This is a genomic window from Bacteroides sp. AF39-11AC (assembly GCF_003474285.1).
GTDB lineage: Bacteria > Bacteroidota > Bacteroidia > Bacteroidales > Bacteroidaceae > Bacteroides.
The window spans coordinates 357370-377859 of the sequence record NZ_QROH01000001.1 but is presented as its reverse complement, the minus strand read 5'-3'; the positions used below and the strand labels follow the sequence as shown (position 1 = coordinate 377859).

The following is a 20490-nucleotide window of genomic DNA, read 5'->3' as shown; positions in this document are numbered from 1 at the left end:
GTTTTTGTTTGTTTGATGAATATTAGTTGACTGTTTTGTATTAGACGTATAATGTAGTCATTTTGTCACATGAATGCGGCAAAAATAGGCCCTTTTTCTTTATCTACGAGAATTTCGGAGTTAAAAAAGCACAAAGGAAAGAGGATAATAGAGAAATATTGTAAGTATCCTGATAAAATCTATAGCAAATAGAAGAAAAGAAGCAAACAGACATTGATTGCAATCACACCACCAAATCCGCGCAACACCCACCGGCGTAACGGGCTCTTCCCACCGGCAAAAAACAGCGCATAACACATATTTATGGCAATATTACTCACAATAGCCTGCATACAGCAAGCCGTCACCACCATAACAGCAACTCCCGAACCTTGCAATAAATTCAAAATAAACGGAGTAATATCACTCAGCCCGGCAATAAACGATAACACATTCAATCCACCAGTACCCGTATAAAGTAAAGTGTAATGTGTCACAATAGTGAATATCACAAACAGAACGGCAAAAATAAGTGCAACCTTAAATTCCAAGGGGTTACTAGTATCTTCTTCTTCAGCCTCTTCGTCTGTTACCGGAACTTGTTTACGCTTCCGATGCAGATACCAGGCTACTCCGGCTGTCACTAAAGACATAATAAGCAAATATGGATAGATAGCAGCAAGTATTTCCTTACTGAATATACCTATTAATATAAGGAAACGGAGAAACATCATACTCACAGCCAGCAACATGGCTGCTGCATATTCCGGTGCTTCCTGTGCAGGCGCCTTGCGGCTCTTACGTGCCAGCACGGAAATGGTTGCCGTGCTACTATATAAACCACCAATGATACCTGATACCAGAATTCCGGATTCATGGAAAACATACCGCCTCAGCAAGTAAGACAAATAAGAAATACCGGATACCACCACCGTAGCCAACCAGACGGTATAAGGAGTGAGATTTATATCCGGTATCAGATTTTCGTTGGGCAGCATGGGTAAGATAATACCACTGATAGCAAGGAACTTGGCAAGAGTAATCATTTCGTCATTCTTCATACGCTGTGCAAGTTCCGTAAAAGTATGCTTCAATTCTGTAAAAAGCAACACTGTCACCACCACCATCACATAAAACCAGGAGGGCTGCGTGTCTACAATAGGAGCAATACAATAAGTAATCAGTGCAATAATAATGGTAGTAACTCCAAATACATGGAATTGAGATTGCTTGACGTAATAATTCAGCCCGAGCAACAGACCTAATATCGCTCCTCCACCCATAAACAAGCGATATTCCACCGGATCGAGAATATAAAGCAAATACCCCAGAATACCTATAAAAGTGAACGTACGGTCCGTACCGAACAAGGTCGTTTCCCCTTCACGCTTCAAACTGATTTTCCGCTGTGAAAGACCTATCAATAAAGAGAATAAGGTTACCAATACAAAAGTGACCAGTTCTCTCGGCAGATATTCATAAAGTTTCTCCATTCCTTGCTCTAAATATATCTGATTAGCAGCCGCTTGCAAAGAGTTAACTTCCTGTTGACAAGAACTTAACTTCTTGCGCACAAGGTATTAACTTCCTGTTGACAGGCAGTTAAACATCACCAGGCCGTATAGGGATGTTTCCTCAGTTGTGAGTTGTAGTAACGAATGTCACCCGTCACCTCCTGACCTATAAAGTCCGGTTTCTCGAAAGCTTCGTCTTCCGAAGCCAGTTCTACTTCAGCAACTACCAGTCCTTCGTTCTCACCGTAGAACTCATCCACCTCAAACGTATGCCGCCCGCTCCGTACCAGATAACGGGTCTTGTCTATAACTCCCGGTTCACAGAGTTTCATCAGGTCCTCCGCTTCATTCAGTGGAATTTCTTTTTCCCACTCATAACGGCTGAGGCCCGAAGCATCGGAAGCACCTTTTATCGTAAGGTATCCCTTTCCGCTACGGATACGTACCCGTACGGTTCGGCCTCTTGCGCTACTGATATAACCTTGCACAATGCGGCTTTGTTCATACGCTCTCGATTTATAATCCCCCGTCACGAGGAATTTCCGTTCTATTTCTTGTGACATTTATTTCTTATTTCCCCAAGAAAGAGTATCCTATCAGCATTACCAGCACCAATATCAATGCAGATACACCAATAATCAACAACACTTTCTTAGCTTGTTCTTCTTCTTTACGGCTATGCATAACCTTTTTCTTATTCTTTCCCATAATGTGCTTTTAGTATTAAAGTTCAACTGATAACAAAGTAACATGAAATTCGGGAAGATTCCAAAATAAAAGAGAAAATTTATTCATATCAGCTTAATATCCGCCCCATACCCGAACCATATCCGAACCATACTTGCTCCGTACGTTCTCCACTCAGAAGTACCTCTGAACGGAGAAAGTACGGGGTTGGTACGGAGCAAGTACGGTTCAAGTATGGAATAGGTGCGTTTTAAGTGCCGTTCAAGTATGACTCACTTAAAAAAAGAATGGGTATCACCTTTCATTTATCAGGTGATACCCATTTACTGTATAACAGAGTTCTGATTTATTCTCCTTGTCCTGCAAATTCCATCAGATATGCTTTAATGAAACCGTCTATCTTACCATCCATCACTCCATTGACATCCGAAGTCTGGAAGTTAGTACGATGGTCTTTTACACGACGGTCGTCGAATACGTAGCTTCGTATCTGAGAGCCCCATTCAATTTTCTTCTTACCGGCTTCCACCTTAGCTTGTTCAGCCATGCGGTGCTGAAGTTCTTTATCATACAGGATAGAACGCAGCTGGCGCATTGCATTTTCACGATTCTTGGGCTGGTCGCGGGTTTCCGTATTTTCAATCAGGATTTCTTCTTCCTCGCCCGTATACGGGTCTTTGAACTGATAGCGCAGACGAACACCGGACTCCACCTTGTTCACATTCTGACCACCGGCACCACTGGAACGGAAAGTATCCCAAGAAATATTGGCAACATTAATGTTCACCTCAATGGTATCATCTACCAGCGGAGTGACAAAGACCGAAGCGAAAGAAGTCATACGCTTACCTTGCGCGTTGTAAGGAGACACACGTACCAGACGATGTACACCGTTTTCTCCTTTCAAGTATCCATAAGCATAATCACCCGAAATTTCGATGGTACAAGTTTTGATACCTGCTTCATCACCTTCCTGCAAGTTGGAGATCACAGCTTTATAACCATTGGTTTCTGCATAACGCAGATACATACGCATCAACATGCTTGCCCAGTCCTGGCTTTCCGTACCACCTGCACCGGAGTTGATTTTCAACACACAGTCCATCTGGTCGGCTTCATCACGAAGCATATTTTTCAATTCAAGCTCATCAATAGCAGTGGAAGCCTTGGCATAAGCTTCGTCTATCTCTTCCTCCGTAACAAGTTCGTCTTTGTAAAAGTCGAAAGCCAGCTGCAACTCTTCCGATAATGTCTTTATTTCATTATAACCGGTTATCCATTGTTGCAAACCTTTCACCTTTTTCATCTGCGCTTCGGCAGTCTTCTGGTCATCCCAAAAGCCGGGAGCCTGGGTGCGCAACTGTTCTTCTTCTACCTGGATTTTCTTTCCTTCTATATCCAAATAGCGATAGAGTGCTTCGGTGCGCTCCTTTACATCTTTCAGTTGTTCTATGGTAATCATAATCTATGAAAATAAACCTTCTAGTTAAAATATTTACTTTTTGCGTGCAAAGGTATGAAAAAAACGCATATTTTTGCAGTTATCAATCTAATAAGTCAGCTTATGAACAAACTATTCCGACAAATTGGTTTAATGCTTATCCTACTGGTAGCGATAAGTTTAGGAAGTTGTACTTCAAAGTACAGTTATGAAACAGTTCCCAACGATCCGCTGAAAGCGCGCATCTACACTCTGGACAATGGTCTGAAAGTTTACATGACCGTCAATAAGGAAACACCGCGCATACAGACGTACATTGCCGTACGTGTAGGTGGAAAGAACGACCCTGCAGAAACAACCGGGTTAGCCCACTACTTTGAGCACCTGATGTTCAAAGGTACCACAAACTTCGGCACCCAAAACTACGAGATTGAAAAGCCTTTGCTCGACCAGATCGAAGCACAGTTTGAAATCTATCGTAAGACTACCGACAGTCTTGAGCGTAAAGCTATTTATGCAAAAATAGACAGTATCTCTTACGAAGCTTCCAAGTATGCCATTCCTAACGAATACGACAAGCTGATGGCTGCCATCGGTGCCAACGGAACGAATGCCTATACCAGTTTCGACGTAACTTGCTATACAGAAGATATCCCCAGCAACCAGATTGACAACTGGGCCAAAATCCAAGCAGAACGTTTTGAAAATTGCGTAATCCGTGGTTTCCACACTGAACTGGAAACAGTTTATGAAGAAAAGAACATGTCACTGACCCGCGACCCGCGTAAGGTATACGAGGCTGTACTTTCTTCTCTCTTCCCACACCATCCTTATGGCACACAGACCGTACTTGGTACACAAGAAGACCTAAAGAATCCTTCTATCACCAATATCAAGGAATATTATAAAAAATGGTATGTGCCCAACAATATGGCTATCTGCCTTTCCGGTGATTTTGATCCCGATCAGATGATTGCAACTATTGATAAGTATTTTGGTGGCTTGAAACCGAATCCTGATCTGCCGAAACTGGATTTACCGAAGGAAACTCCAATGACAGCACCTGTTGTACGTGAAATTCTGGGTCCGGATGCTGAAAGCGTTGCTTTGGCATGGCGTTTTCCCGGAGCAGCAGACAAAGACGTAGAAACCTTACAAGTGGTTTCCCAAATACTTTATAACGGACAGGCAGGTTTGATAGACCTGGATCTGACACAACAGCAAAAGACCCTGAGCGCTTATTGCTATCCGATGACTATGAGCGACTACAGTGCATTCATGATGCAGGGACGCCCCAAACAAGGACAGACTCTGGACGAAGTCAAAGACCTCTTATTGGGCGAATTAAAGAAACTCCGCGAGGGTGACTTTGACGAAAAAATGCTGGAAGCCAACATCAACAACTTCAAGCTGTATCAGATGCAACAGTTGGAAAACAATGACGCACGTGCAGATATGTTCGTTGAATCATTCGTAAACGGTAGCGACTGGGCAGATGAAGTGACTGCTCTCGAACGCATGTCTAAACTGACAAAAGATGACATCGTAGCCTTTGCCAACAAATATCTGAAAGATGATAACTATGCCGTTATCTACAAGAAGCAAGGCAAAGACCCAAATGAAAAGAAGATGTCGAAACCAGAAATCACTCCTATCGTAATGAACCGCGATACAGTCAGCACCTTCCTGAAAGAAATTCAGGCAAGCGTAGTGACTCCTATTGAGCCGGTATTCCTGGATTATTCCAAAGACCTCACCCAGTTGAAGGCAAAATCGGATATTCCTGTACTCTACAAACAAAATACAACGAATGACATCTTCCAGTTGATTTACCTTTTTGATATGGGTAACAACAATGACAAGGCATTGGGTACTGCTGCTCAATATCTGGAATACCTCGGCACAGCCGACATGACTCCGGAAGAAGTAAAAAGCGAATTCTACCGCCTTGCTTGTTCATTCTTCGTATCTCCGGGTGCAAAACGTACTTATGTAGTGCTCTCCGGCCTCAGCGAGAACATGCCTGCTGCTATGGCTCTCTTCGAAAAACTGATGGCAAATGCCAAAGTTAATCCGGAAGCTTACACCAATATGGCTAATGATATCCTGAAATCACGCAAGGATGCCAAGCTGAATCAGATGCAAAACTTCTCACGCCTGGTGACTTATGCCACTTATGGTCCGAAGTCTCCGTCAACCAACATATTGACCGAAGCTGAACTGACTTCTATGGATCCACAACAACTTGTAGACCGTATCAAGCAGTTGAACAGCTTCAAACACCGTATTCTTTATTATGGCCCCAATAATCAGGATGAATTACTTGCCATCATTAATAAAGAACATCAGGCTCCGGAAACATTGAACGAAATTCCGGAAGGGAATAACTTCGAACCGTTGCTCACACCGGAAACGAAGATTTTCATCGCTCCGTACGAAGCTAAGCAAATTTATATGTCACAAGTCTCCAATAAGGGAGAGAAATTTGATCCTGCTGCAGAATCAGGCCGTCAATTGTATAACGAATACTTTGGTGGGGGTATGAACTCTATCGTATTCCAGGAAATGCGCGAAAGCCGCGGTCTCGCTTACTCGGCATGGGCCGGTATGCTGAAACCGTCTTACCTGACTGATCCTTACACTCTCCGTACGCAGATTGCTACGCAGAACGATAAGATGATAGATGCAATCAATACATTCAATGATATCATCAACAACATGCCTGAATCAGAAGCAGCTTTCAAACTTGCTAAAGATGGTATGATTGCCCGCATGCGTACTGACCGTACTATCAAGATGGATGTCATCTGGGATTACATCAGTGCTCAATACTTGGGACAGAATGTAGATAGCCGCATCAAACTGTACAATGATGTACAGAACATGACGTTGCAGGATGTTATCGACTACCAGAACAAGTGGATCAAGGGACGTACATATACTTATTGTATTCTTGGTGACAAGAAAGAATTGGATATGGAAAGTCTGAAGAAGGTAGGTCCGGTGATTGAACTGAAACAGGAAGATATTTTCGGATACTAAAATTGAGAAAATAAAAATAGTATAGGTCGTACAGTTTCGCCAAACGGTGAAACTGTACGACTTTCTTTTATCATTAAACAATCCCTCACTTTTTTGCAGGATCCATAACTACAACATCCCATCCGGAAACAACATCACCATAAAGATAGAATGTCACCGCAAAGGTAGTCCCGCTATTATTATCTATCACCTGATAACAACGTGTTGCATCATAAGAATCCACTTCCTTATATTCACCTAATGCCAGGGAAGCGAGTTCTTCCTTGTCGGTAGTCTTAGCTATAAGTTGCTTCATACGTTCTTGTATCGATGCCATAACACCTTCGTGTACGAAAGGATCCGGGTTTGCTGCCGCAGAATAAGTCGCCTTAATCATGCCACCATTAGCAGCACGTACAGCTTTAACACTATCCGTATAGTTTTTGAATTGTTGTCTTATTTCCGGAGAACGCAAGCCATGAATCGTAAAAACAGCAATACCCTGTGCACCATTATTCAGAGCTGCATCCATACATTCGAACATTTCCGGCCCGTTGGTAGCTGTCATACCACAATACAAGGTAGTCATGCCATTCTTATCGCGTGCATTTTCAATCGTACAATCAGAGATGAAGCTGACATCTCCCGTATAGAATGTATGGTAAACCATTGGGAATACGATATCAAGATTCCACTTTCCCCAATCTTGTCGTACCATGCGTGATGCCATCTTTGGAGTGGGGAACGGAGAGGCAGCCATCGTTTTTCCATAAGAGTGTACCACTTCTGAAATCATATTAGCTACTTCTGTGATCTGATCGCAACGGAATTGACGCCATTTTACGTCTAGCGAAGGATCTTCTTGTTCACGCGGGTCATAACCGTATTGCTCTTTGAATTTTCTGAGCATTTCAGGATGATACCCATAGTCCCATGCAGCATATTCACGATCTTGTACAATACCGTAGTGGGGCCACAAAGTAGTAGGTAGCACTACATCAACAAAGCGATGATAGTCAATAGCAATGCCATTCAGCCCTTCGACCTCGCAATATTCTTTAATTTTTGCCTTGATAAACTCGCGGACTTCGGGCAATGCGGGACAGAGAAATTTATAATAACCTACATAAGCCGTAGTGTCAGCAAGGCTCTTACCATTACGGTTCACACTGAACCATTCGGGGTGTTCCTTTAGAATCTTGTCACGATCATGTTCCAGATTCATTGTCCAAAGCCATGCATATACTTCGATTCCGTGCTTATGGGCGATAGGTATTGCAACCCGATAATCATCAGGAGTGGGTGCATTCAGCATAATACCATCCATACCAATATCATTCATCACCTGGCAGATAGAATCAAAATTCATTCCGGGGCGGTAATCCAGCCACGTCCAGAACATAGGATACTCTTTGGTAGTTTCTTTACCTTTTTGGCACGCAAACATACCCAATGCTAAAAACAACAGCAGAAATGCTGGCAACAGATTTTTCTTCATTATATCTAAATTTTAAGTTTAACATGCATTTTTTCCATTATCCAAGTAACCCCAATCACCACAAAAGCGAAACAGAGACAATTGACCAGTCCCATAAAGCCATGCGTAAACCAGTCCGGTAAGACAATACCTGTAACATCGGCAAAACCATAAAAAACATAGGGTACCAGATAAGTGGTGAGTGTAGCCGTACCGGCAGGGCGTATCAGATTAAACCTACTTGTAATATGATGGCTAACCAGATAACTAAGAAGCGTATAAGCAGCCACAGATATAGCTATCACATAGAATATCCACGTAGGAGTAGCCCCTATCTTAGCTACAATCCAGAAATGATGTGCTAATATCCCGATTAGTAAGAATATAACAGCAACAATCCCTCCATTCCGCAACTTCCAGCCAGTGCTTTTATCAGCATAGCGTGCACTGAGAACCGACAAAATGATACCTCCCATTGTAAATGCAGGTAACGCCCCATTACCAATGTGCAGGATACTCAACATTCCGTGATAGAAATTCCGTTCCGGAAAGGCAAGAATAGCAGTACCTCCAAACTCTTCACGCAACGGTGTGTCCAGCAAACAGATAAGTACAAAGGCTATCCAGATAAATATCAGAGACTTTAAATGGTCGCGACTGAAGAAATAAATTACAGCACATATCAAATAGGTCCAGCCTATAGAGCCCAGAATGCCCCAATATGCTCCAAATACACCTTCTTTGGGATTACGGAAAGTAAAAGCTAAATAGAGAAGAATAAGTACACCGATTATCCTGAATACACAAAACAAATTCTTCTGCAGACCGGAAGTAGGCTTCGGGTATTGATTCCAGACTCCAATAAATCCTATTGCCATCAAGAACCAATAGACTCCGATTGAATAAGGAGCTTCCGGTGAAAGCCGGTACTCCGAGTTAGTAATAAAAGCTCCCATTACCAATAAGGCAAAAGTACGTGAGAGAATATGCCCCAAAGTAGACTCAGCGGAGAATCCTTTTGCATATCTACGTTCTATAGCGTACGGTATGGACATACCAACAGCAAACAGGAAACAAGGAAATACAATGTCTGCCAGTCCCATAAAGTCTTCACCATAAGTGGCATGTTCCAGCCAGTGAGGCACATCATGCACCTTCCAGAAGTCATTGACAAAAATCATAATGAACATTGTCAAGGCCCTTAACATATCAATGGCCAGATTGCGATGCGAATAAACTGTTTTATCATCCATAATATCCATTCCTAAAATTCAGAAATCAACATTAACCATCTGGCAGCCGACGAACCCCAGACTTCTTTATAAGTGGCCGTATTGAACTGTGGCCAATAAGGTGAATCTTCATTGAAATAAGACTGCATACCTACTGGTATCTCACCCACCGTTTCACCCGGTAAAGCAGTATAGAGTTGAGGATAATTACTTCCTTCTCCATAAATCATGGATTGCCCGAAAGGATTCTTTCCTACCACCCAAAACAATTGTTGCTCAGCAATATCCTTCAGTTCCTTATCTTTCAAAACTTTGGCACAAATAGCAGCAGCTTTTCCTGTAGACAAATGTACAGCTATATTTCCCTTAAACGAAAACCAGACCGGGAATATACGCAAGTAATGATCCTTATCCAAGCGAACACCATTTTCCAATTGCTCCCTGAAATCCCTCTCTGCACCACTGCGGATACCTACCTGAACAGCATAGAAGTTTACTGAATCTTTTACCTCATCTTTGTGATAGACTCCACTGGGTACCATTCCATAAGGATATACATACTGCATGATATTCTTCAGATAGTCTCCATAAAGTTTCATAGAATAAATCCATTGCTCGTATTCGGCATGTTGAGGCTGTGTCTCGCATAATGCAGCCAATGCTTCCATGTAAGCATAATCACGTGATTGATGGGTATAGTGAACAATAGATTTCTTAGTCAGGTCACGATAAAAGAAACCACAAGTTTTATTTTTGTCTTTCAAAGGCTCGGTACGCTGGCACTGCAAAGTATAGTGAATAGCTTTCACTGCCTCATCAGCATATTGCTGTTCACCAGTCAATTGATAGAGCATACTTGCAGCCCACGAAATATTGGCATGATATTGACTTTCGGACGCCATTGCAGCATGTCCTCCCCCCTTCTTTATCAACTCAGCAAAGCCCAACTTTGTAAAACGTTCCATAGCATACCCGAAGTCTTCCTTTGCAATCTTCTTCAAGTTGTTTCTCAAAGCTATGTCATTTTCGACCATCATAGAGGCATAAGCTTCTATTCCGGCAAGCAGAAAATTTTCTAATGCTCCGTTATGAACCAAAACTTCCCGGCGTCCGGCATCGTCAATCGTTCCAACTATGCCGTCAGTCCACAGATTCGTTCCCCAAGTCTGTGCACGATAACCATCACCCAAGCGAGTTCTCATTACATAATCCAATCCCCACAAAGCCTCTTCCATCAAACGGTTGTATAGTTCCTTGTTGCCTTTTTCCTTAGCCCGTTTCGCCATTGCCAATAAGGAATAGGAGATTTCACCGGTCTGCAAAGTCTGCTGAGACATATCAGCAGCATCATGCCAACCTCCGTTTAGTGGAATAATTTGTTCGTTATAGGTGGCATGCAAATCAGTATGGCAGGTACCATGTTTTCCGGGAACGGGATAACCGCAACGCTCACAGAATAAGAAATTGACCATGCGCCATGCAGAGTCATCCCATACATCCTTATGAATATAGAAAGGCAGCGTAGTAACATTACCCACTTGAATAATATATCTTCCCTGTATTTTAAAATTTGAGAAATCAGCAGTTTCAAATTCTCCTAAACCTGTTTCTTCCTTCTTTACAGGTCCGGTGAAAACGATGACCTGTGTATCAGCATCTTTCAACTGAAATTGTCCATTATGATCGTCTACGTTGACAATAGCACTTTTAGGACTTTCGATGCTGTAACCAGTAGTAGAGAAAATAATGCGATTCCGAGCTGGCATCCACCCTTTCACTGTTTCCGGATTTTCGATTTTCTGAAGTTCTACCGCATCTACATCAAAACATAAAGAATCTCCCATTGTACGCTCTTTACCGAATACTTCGATAGCAAATGATATTTTGGTCACTTTATCGCGAGCTAACCCCGACATTTCAACAAAACATTCATTCCATTGATCGTTCTTCAGATTGATTTCATGGTAGCCTTCACGCCCGTAAATATCAGGCACTTTGATTTTACCGTCATTTTCTATATAAAGATTGAGATAGATGCTACGAGCGCCTTCGCAAGTAGGATAAATATAAAACTTCAGACGATTATAACCTTCCCAATTTGCTCCGGAAACATCATAAGAAGCCATGCAGGTGCCGCGTCCCAGCCCCCAGTCAAGCATTGTAGCAGGAGCAGTCGGAGCCTCCAGACGCAAGCTATACTTCCCCGTTTTACTTCTTTCGGAAGTCAATCCGATTTTACCGATTCCTTTGTGCGACCACCCGGAAAAATCTTCCATATCACACAACATGGTTGATTCCAATACTTTCTTTTTCAAACCGAATGTTTCGAAAGTTTTTGTTTCATCAAGCGGCAATGGACTATGTACATAGCCGGTACTGATAATATCAGCCTTCAGTTTTTCGTCCACCTGTGCATGGAGCAGAATCGTCGGAGTACAAAGTAAACCGGTAAACAAACAGATAGGTTTAATTATATTCTTCATAATACTTATATAAGATTAAATTCAGGTTACCGAAAGATTGGGGTTCAATCGCCTGAATATGTTAAGTTAATATTCCTCCTATATTAAAAACAGATGAGCGAGCTCAATCCCTAATGCAATAGAGATTCCTGTTAGTTAATAAAAAATAAAACACCCGCAATGAAGCAAGCAAATGATTAATAAAGGGCGCATCAAAAGATATTCTGCATATTCAAAACAAATAAAGCACATTTTTTTGATACACCCTCATGTGTTAAGCTAAAAAGGATCTATTCAAAATTTCCTTTGTTCAGATCCCAGAACAAACGGGTACCTCCATTATCAGGACCACCTAACAATTGGACAGCTGCAGCATATCCTTCCGGATTGTTTGATAATTCTTCCAATGTAAACGGTAAACGGCGTACACCAAACTCTGTAGTAATCACTCCCTGACTATCATTCTTTAGAACCGGGAACAATTTAGGATAACCGGTACGACGCCATTCTGCCCATGCATTCTTACCTTCCGGAAAACCAGCAATCCATTTCTGGGTTATAATCTTCTCCAAACGTTCTTCATCCGTTCGTGCATCTTCCCATTTAGGGCTAACAGTTGAAACAGCCGAAGAATTAAAGTCAGCCACCAACGGATCTACCCACGGTGCCGGAATATCGGAGCTGTTTAAATAATCACCTAATGAAACACCAAAGTCACTGAATGAAGCCGTTACACCTTCCTCGTAAAACGCCTTGGCATCACCACCGGCATTCCAGCCGCGCAGAGCCGCCTCTGCCCGTAAGAAGTAGGCTTCCGCCGCCGCCATCACAGTACCCGGAGTAGAAGAGGTCACATTTATATTAGAAATTAATGCTTTATATTTATCGGCTGTTTCTTCCAAACCCGGTATTCCGGAACGTACACCTACAACTTTATCTCCTTTTGCAATTCCGAACTTGGCCAAACGCGGATCATTATATCCACCTAAAATAGACTCTATATTAGCACTGATAAATATATCATTATATTCTATGGAACAGGTATATAGTGGATGCATCCAACCAAAGCCCGAAATAATAAAACTTTCTCCACTTTTCAGTAAGCCTTGCGGAGCGGCAATAGCTGCTTCAGCCTCTTTACGTGCCCATTCCTTGTCGTACTTCACAATACGCATGGCCAGTCGTAAACGCAAGGTATTACAAAGTCGAAGCCATTTATCCAGCTTACCACCATATGCCATATCAAATTTAGCAATAGATGCAAATGAAGATTTCTGCATATACTCATCCAAGACTTTACTGGCATCCGTCAACTCTGTAAAAAAGGCTTTATAAGCATCTTGAGCAGAATCATAAATACCACCAGTTTTAGTCTCACCATATCTGGTATAAATCAACGGACCATATTCATCACAAATACGGGACATAGCAAAAACTCTCAGTATAGAATTGATCGCATTAAAGTGTGCATAAGTATCCATACCAAGTTGCTCACACTTTTCTTTGACTTTCAATTGATTAGTCATTACAGCAGAATAAGTATAATCCCATGTGGTATCGGTCCAATCATTGGTTACTGCATAAGTCTGGCTATTAATACCTCCTTTAAAGTTACTGGGAGTTGCCATATATCCTGACCAAATATCAGAAGTCAGGTTCTGGATCGTTTGAAAGTCCCATCCCCAACCATTCCGGTTATAATAAATAGACTTCTGCAATGTTGGGAAGTGCATGCCTATATAATTATTATCTTGCCCTAACTCTTCATCTGTTACACCGAAAGGAGGTGTATTCATCTCTTCAAAATTACCTGTACAAGAAGGCGTTAAATATAAAAAGAAAAGCACTAATGCTGTATATATTATTTTCTTTTTCATACAATTCGTTATTTAGAAGTTAACCTTAACATTAAAACCGAATGAACGGGTACTTGGCATACCGAAGACATCTATACCTTGCAATCCATTGCCTACAGAAAGGGTTCCATCGGGATCATAAGGAGCATCATTCTTGAAGAAGAATAGATTCCTGCCAATTAAGGAAATATCAGCACCTTTGATAACTGGCACATGGACAAACAGCTTTGCCGGTAAAGTATATCCCAAAGAGAGTTCGCGAAGACGGATATTGGTAGCATCATAAATGTAGTTTTCCGTAATACCATCACGCCCGCCAACAATGGTATAGAAGCGTGAAACGTCTTCAATCGTCTTTCCATCGAAGCGTACACCACCCTGCTTACGTGCATCACCAGTTACTTTACTCACACCATATTTATCCAATTCGGCCTGTGTCAATGAAATAACATTACCACCAAAGCGTCCATCAATCAGAAAATACAACGTAAAACCTTTGTAAGTAAAGGTATTTTGCCATCCCAAATTGAAATCAGGAGAGGTGTTACCAATCTTTTTCAAATCAGACTTATCAGCAATAGGCATACCGTCATCATCATATTTATAGTTGCCTTGATCATCACGCAAAAACATTCTTCCGTAAATATCACCAAAAGAGCCACCTACTTCCAAACGCATACCATAGCTATTAGAGCCACCCCCGCCAAAGCTGAAATACCCCAGTCCTTCCGCTAACTCTTCTACTGTATTACGGTTGAGTGCAAAATTCACAGAAGTCTTCCAACGGAAATCACTAGTCATGACCGGAGTACCGCCCAATACAATTTCAACACCTTCATTCTTGATATCACCTGCATTTACATAATAAGTGGTATACTTAGAGCCTGACGGCGCATCTAAAGAGAATAACTGGTTCTTTGTATGAGTCTGATAGTAAGTAAAGTCAAATTCCAGACGACTACCAAAGAAACGCCATTCCGTACCGAATTCCAAAGAAGTAGTCATTTCCGGTTTCAACTCATCAAAAGGAGCGGTAGTGTTATAGCTGACTACTCCACCACGGCCTACACTATTCAACGGGTGGCTACGGTATCTTGGCAGACCATTACCCACCTTGGACCATGCGCCGCGAATTTTACCGAGATTTATCCACGCCGGCATCTTCAATGCTTCATTCATTACCCAGGTCAGACCAACTGACGGATAGAAGAAACCCTTGTTCAGGTATTTGGTATAAGCTAAAGTGGAGGTCCAGTCATTGCGTGCCGTAACATCCAGGAATAACCAATCCTTAAAACCCAACTGTCCGGCAAAAAATACCGCCTGACCTTGCTCATGATATTTATTTAATGAAGGAGAACCATTATTGTGGTCAATATTTCCAACTGAGAAAATATTCGGATTATACAATCCGCCACCAAAAGAATCAAATCCGATGTTCTTTCCCGTTTCATCCTTAATACTGGCACCCAAAGTAGCATTCACAAAAAAGTCCTTAAACCGTTGCTGATAAGTCACCATAACATCACCATATATATTCAGGTCATGGGATTCATCCGTAATATAACGCCCGTTGGTACCGGCAATGGAAGTATCAGTTCCTGCAAACATACTCATTTCATAAGCATCCGATACGAAATCAGCATTTCCACGTGCCTGAATGGTAAAGAATTCGTTCAGTTTGAAAGACAAGCTTAAGTTGGCAATAGTCCTGTAACGCTTAGAATCGCTGGGCAACATATTAGTCAACCAATACGGATTCTGATCAAAACTCGTGGGGGCTGTATACCAATTCTGTAGATACATGTTACGCTCCGCATTCATCACTTTGTAGTTGTTACGATAGTACTCAAAAGCCTCGCCCCCCTGCACACCACCACGCGGAAATTTATAAAGACCTACCAACGGATTCAGATAGAATCCTCCCGGTGACGGACGATTTTTCACATCCTGAAACATAAGATTGACATTGGCATCCGCTTGCAAACGGTTATTGAAAAAATTAGCTGTTTCGCGAAAGTTAAAGTTATGTTTGTTTAAACTGCCGTTTTCTATGATTCCCTTACCATAAGTATTGGCATAAGAGAAATAAGTTTGCATCATTTCCGAGCCTGCACTCAAAGAGAGAGAGTTTATGGTAGTTACCCCCGTTTGAAAGAAGTTTTTCGTATAATCCGGACTTCCGTTTATAGGATCGCCCCAACTGGAAGTTACACCTCCATAAGAATTTTGGAACTCAGGAATACCATAGGCAGCATTATCCCAAGTTGTGTTCGAACTGAAAGTTATATTAGTACGCCCTACCTTTCCTTTCTTAGTAGTGATTACCACCACACCATTGGCGGCAGAACTACCGTATAAAGCGGCAGCAGCAGGGCCTTTCAGAATATTCATGCTCTCAATATCATCCGGATTCAGATTGGAAATACCATCACCTCCATCACGGTTTCCAGCATCGTTGTTGCCACCAATAGTAGTGGAAGTAGCATCATTGGCAGAACTATTGATGGGTACACCATCGATCACATATAGCGGTTGGTTGCTTCCCGATACGGAACGTGAGCCACGAATTACCATCTTTACCGAACCACCCAGACCAGCAGAACTACGGTTAATCTGCACTCCGGCAGTCTTACCTGCCAATGAATTAATCATATTAGGATCTTTAGCCCGAACCAGTTCGTCACCACCCACTACCTGGGTAGAATAAGTCAATGATTTTTCTTTTTTCTTAATACCCAAAGCAGTAACAACTACTTCATCAATGGTGCGAACATCTTCTTTCATAGAAATATTGATGACACGTTGATTACCTACCGCTTGCTCGACTGTTTGATAACCAATAAAGGAAAATACCAACATACTATTATCAGATTCAACTTCTATAGTATATTTTCCATCCGCATTCGTAATAGTACCGATATTGGTACCTTTCACCATAATTGTAACACCCGGCATAGGTTCATTGTCAGTAGCAGTCACCGTACCCGTTATGCTTGTACGTGATTGCATAATAGATTTCGCTCCATCTTGTTCATTGGAAGACAATACAATATAAGACCCTTCAATGGCAAAACGTACTTCCGAATTTTTGAACAAATTCTGCAGGACTTCATTCAATGGCTTCTCAACTACATTAATAGAAGCATGACGGTGTACATTTACAGCCTTGCTATAAACAAATAAATAATTGGACTGATTTTCAATATCTGCCATAATATTGAGGAGATCTACATCACTTTTATTAATTGTAATCAATGCACTATGTGATTGTGCACTTTCTGCATGCATATTAACAGTGCATACGAACAATAAGAAGAAAGCCATAACTCTGAACAAAACCAGATTATGAAACTTTTTGGGTACAAAATTCTTTAATGTGTGTTTCATACATTTGTACTTTTAAAAGGTTATACAAAAAAACGTATTAGCATATAACTGGAGAAATTACTTTCTCTATCCATTATAGTTTATTCCTTCTCCATAGGCAGAATCGTTTTAAAAGATTTTAAAATTATTTGATATAAATCGTATTACCATCTTCGGAACGGGTATACCGATATTTAACGTCCTTTTGGATCACACGTAACAAGTTCTCTATGCCATCGGAAATACGGAATTTACCACTGAAGGAGTGTTTGGATAAGGACTGATTTTCAATGACAAGTTTGATTCCATAGTATTTTTCTATCCGCCTCATCAGATCGATAAAGTTTAGATTGGTAAAACAGATAAGTCCATCTTTCCATCGATAAATATCATAATCAGAGATATCACTTACAGCTAATTTTCCCTGAGACAAAGTCACCTTATGATTGGGAGAGAGATGAACCACATTGGAAGGATTAATCTTATTTTTTACTTTTATCTTACCTTCCATCAAAGCTGCAGAAAAGGTATTCTCCTTATCATATGCATCCACATTAAATTTTGTACCGAGTACCTCTACGTCACATACATTGGTATGCACTACAAACGGCTTCTCCTTATTAGTGGAAACTTCAAAGAAAGCCTCACCACTCAGTTTCACATTACGCATATTACCTGCAAAAAGTGAGGGATAAGTAAATGTAGAACCTGCATTTAAGCAAACCTTCGTACCGTCTGAAAGAGATAAATTTACACGTTGTCCGGGAGGAACAGTAATTGTATTGAAAGCCGCCTCAAATGAACCATACTTGGCATCAAAAAACATATAACCAGAGATGAATGCAACCAGGATGACAGCTGCCCACTTCATAGTTTGCCTTACCTGTTTCTTGAAATTATAATATGGAAGGCGTTTTGCGGCAAATTGTTTCTCATCAGCCAACATCACCGCATCATAAAATGAGCGTTCTTTCAAAAACACCTGTTGATTGGCAGCGTCTTCTTCCAACCATAATTTAATAATCACCTTCTCCGCGTCAGAAGCTGATCCCGCAAAAAATCTGTATAGAGTTTCTTTTTCCATATTGTCCCTTTTATATTAAAAGCAAACAATAGTTTTTAAACCCTAATCAGTTTCTATAATATTACTGTTAATAAAGCCTAATGGAATCGCCTTGAAAATAAAGCAACCAGATGGGGAAATAATCTTTCAAGACTATGCGTAGTATTTTCAATGATTTTGTGATATGATACTCCACTGCTTTAACAGAAATATTTAATTCTGCTGCAATTTCTTTATTGGACTGTGATTGATAACGACTTCTAATCAGAACTTCACGCGTTTGCTTGGGCATGGAACGTAATGCTTTCTGAACCAGCATTTGAATTTCATCTGACAATAATTTTTCAGGGCTACATGCTTCCAAGGTACTTATTTTAAGTTGAAGTTCCCACTCTTCCAAAGATTGAAAGCAGGATTTAGCTTGCTCTTCCAGAGAGAGACGCTTTAAATAATTAATGCATTTATGCTTTACAACAGTCAATAGATAGGCAGATATGTTTCGATCATCAATAGCCTGCTTATTTTCCCAATAATACATAAAACTGTCATTGACGATATCCTCAGCAACTTCATCAACCATAACGTAACTTCTGGCAAAACGAATGAAGCGCTGATTATATTCTTCATATAACTGGTTAAAGGCTATAACATGTTCTATTTGTGGAGACATGACCGCTGCGTTAGTTGGGAGCAAATATAACACAAACTATTAATTAAGCAAAAAAGGAAAGAAGGAAAGTTGATTCCGATCTATAAATACTCCTTATTACACAAATATTCCCCCCTCAGCACTGTATGATTCCGTACTTTTGTCCACGTATTTTAATTTTATCACTATCAAAAAACATAAGACAAACCATGAAACGTTTATCTATTTTTATTGTGGGAATAATGGTGGCTGTGGTAGCCATGTCCCGCACATTCGACATGAAACAGTTGGGAGCAGATACCAAAGGTATCAAATCCTGTACGGAACTAATCAACCGAACCATTGAAAAAGCAGCTTCAGAAGGTGGCGGAACTATTTATTTTCCTGCCGGAACTTACCTGACTGCTACCATTCACATGAAAAGTAACATAACGTTGTACTTGGAATCGGGTGCCATTTTACGTTTCTCCGACAAGTTTGAGGATTATCTGCCCTTCGTCACCTTACGTTGGGAAGGCACTGTGATGAAAAGTTTATCACCACTGATTTATGCACACTCAGCAGATAACGTAACCATTTCCGGACGCGGTACACTGGATGGAAATGGATTAAAATGGTGGCTGTGGGAATTTGATACCCGGAAAGTGATAAAAGAAAACGGTGGCAAACTCCCTGCCTTGGATAAACTGCAGCAGATGTGGGTGGACGCTAATAAATATCTGGAAATATCCGACTATTACAAACCCTCATTGGAACGCCGTATGTTCCGCCCGCCCTTTATCCAGTTCTACGAATGTACCAACATCCTTATCGAGAATGTAAAGATTATAAACTCTCCTTTCTGGACTATCAATCCGGCATTTTGTGATAACGTTACAATACACGGGGTTACTATCAATAATCCGTCAAGCGATCCCAAAGGCCCCAATACGGATGGTATCAATCCGAGTTCTTGTCGGAATGTACGCATCTCCGATTGCTTTATCAGCGTTGGGGACGATTGTATCACCATCAAATCCGGACGTGATGCTGATGGACGTAAATATGGAAAAGCCTGTGAGAACATTACAATCACCAACTGCATTATGCTTTCCGGGCATGGTGGAGTAGTCATCGGTAGTGAAATGTCAGGTGGAGTAAAAAGAGTGGCAATATCCAATTGTGTATTCGACGGGACTAATGCCGGTATCCGGTTAAAAGCATCCCGTGGTCGCGGTGGTGTAGTAGAAGATATCCGGGTAGATAATATTGTAATGAAGAATATCCAGGGAGATGCCTTTATCTTCGACTTATTTTATGACCGTTTATCGAAAGTGGAGCCTGTAAGTGAACGTACACCTATCTTCCGCAATATTCATTTGAGTAATGTCACAGGAAATGATATAAAACGAATCGGATATATAAAAGGAATTGAAGAGATGCCTGTGTCCGAACTTTCCTTTTCCAATATGAATATGGTGGCCGAACAAGGATTTAAAGCAGAAACAGCAACAGATATACGATTTAACAACGTCAGCTTTACAGTGGACGAGGGACCATCATTCGACTTCAGACAATGCAATGGCATATTTCTGAATGATGTACATTCAAAGAAGCCGATTGCCAATCAGCCGGTAGTAAATATAGAGAAGGATGTGGAGAATGTGAATATCATTCATTGCGACTCCACACAGATCATGAGAAAATAACTTCCAACAGATGATATACAGATTACGCGGGTCTTTAAGTGACCCGCGTAAT

Annotated in this window: 13 protein-coding genes; 2 read left to right on the top strand and 11 right to left on the bottom strand. The window is 41.2% G+C overall.

The features are described from left to right. Positions 1 to 179: 179 nt before the first annotated feature. The 4 genes from DW036_RS01220 to prfB all read right to left on the bottom strand — a co-directional run bounded on the left by DW036_RS01220 (position 180) and on the right by prfB (position 3642). Complete coding sequence (locus DW036_RS01220; protein WP_118460659.1) at positions 180 to 1472, bottom strand: DUF4010 domain-containing protein; 1293 nt, start codon at positions 1470 to 1472, stop codon at positions 180 to 182. A 116-nt stretch (positions 1473 to 1588) separates the two neighbouring features. Next, positions 1589 to 2056: a CYTH domain-containing protein gene (locus DW036_RS01215; RefSeq protein ID WP_118460658.1), complete on the bottom strand. Its 468-nt coding sequence runs from the start codon at positions 2054 to 2056 to the stop codon at positions 1589 to 1591. 7 nt (positions 2057 to 2063) lie between these two features. Then, positions 2064 to 2201, bottom strand: coding sequence for a hypothetical protein (locus tag DW036_RS25715; RefSeq protein ID WP_007660676.1), 138 nt, complete (start codon positions 2199 to 2201; stop codon positions 2064 to 2066). Between the two features lie 325 nt (positions 2202 to 2526). After that, complete coding sequence (gene prfB / locus DW036_RS01210) at positions 2527 to 3642, bottom strand: peptide chain release factor 2 (protein ID WP_118460657.1); 1116 nt, start codon at positions 3640 to 3642, stop codon at positions 2527 to 2529. 102 nt (positions 3643 to 3744) lie between these two features. On the opposite strand from prfB, the gene DW036_RS01205 reads away from it, so the two are divergent. Next, positions 3745 to 6663 carry a pitrilysin family protein gene (locus DW036_RS01205; RefSeq protein WP_118461158.1) on the top strand — a complete coding sequence of 973 codons (2919 nt, stop codon included), beginning with the start codon at positions 3745 to 3747 and terminating at the stop codon, positions 6661 to 6663. 85 nt (positions 6664 to 6748) lie between these two features. Here DW036_RS01205 and DW036_RS01200 read toward each other — a convergent pair whose 3' ends face one another. The 7 genes from DW036_RS01200 to DW036_RS01170 all read right to left on the bottom strand — a co-directional run bounded on the left by DW036_RS01200 (position 6749) and on the right by DW036_RS01170 (position 18771). Further along, a complete protein-coding gene (locus DW036_RS01200) occupies positions 6749 to 8140 on the bottom strand; it encodes a family 10 glycosylhydrolase (protein ID WP_118460655.1) in 1392 nt (463 codons plus the stop codon). Positions 8141 to 8145: 5 nt separating this feature from the next. Further along, positions 8146 to 9372 carry a DUF5009 domain-containing protein gene (locus DW036_RS01195; protein WP_118461156.1) on the bottom strand — a complete coding sequence of 409 codons (1227 nt, stop codon included), beginning with the start codon at positions 9370 to 9372 and terminating at the stop codon, positions 8146 to 8148. Positions 9373 to 9383: 11 nt separating this feature from the next. Beyond that, entirely contained in the window at positions 9384 to 11834 is a 2451-nt protein-coding gene (locus DW036_RS01190; RefSeq protein ID WP_118460653.1) for a glycoside hydrolase family 9 protein, read from the bottom strand. A gap of 269 nt (positions 11835 to 12103) precedes the next feature. Then, positions 12104 to 13690, bottom strand: a complete 1587-nt coding sequence (locus DW036_RS01185) for a SusD/RagB family nutrient-binding outer membrane lipoprotein (protein WP_118460651.1) — start codon at positions 13688 to 13690, stop codon at positions 12104 to 12106. A 12-nt stretch (positions 13691 to 13702) separates the two neighbouring features. Beyond that, positions 13703 to 16996, bottom strand: a complete 3294-nt coding sequence (locus DW036_RS01180) for a SusC/RagA family TonB-linked outer membrane protein (protein WP_118461154.1) — start codon at positions 16994 to 16996, stop codon at positions 13703 to 13705. Positions 16997 to 17183: 187 nt separating this feature from the next. Further along, positions 17184 to 18122, bottom strand: coding sequence for a FecR family protein (locus DW036_RS01175; RefSeq protein ID WP_118460650.1), 939 nt, complete (start codon positions 18120 to 18122; stop codon positions 17184 to 17186). A gap of 67 nt (positions 18123 to 18189) precedes the next feature. Next, a complete protein-coding gene (locus tag DW036_RS01170; protein ID WP_118460648.1) occupies positions 18190 to 18771 on the bottom strand; it encodes an RNA polymerase sigma-70 factor in 582 nt (193 codons plus the stop codon). Positions 18772 to 18959: 188 nt separating this feature from the next. Between DW036_RS01170 and DW036_RS01165 the strand changes: the two genes are divergently transcribed. Then, on the top strand, positions 18960 to 20438 hold the full coding sequence (locus tag DW036_RS01165) for a glycoside hydrolase family 28 protein (protein WP_118460646.1): 1479 nt from the start codon (positions 18960 to 18962) through the stop codon (positions 20436 to 20438). Positions 20439 to 20490 lie beyond the last annotated feature (52 nt).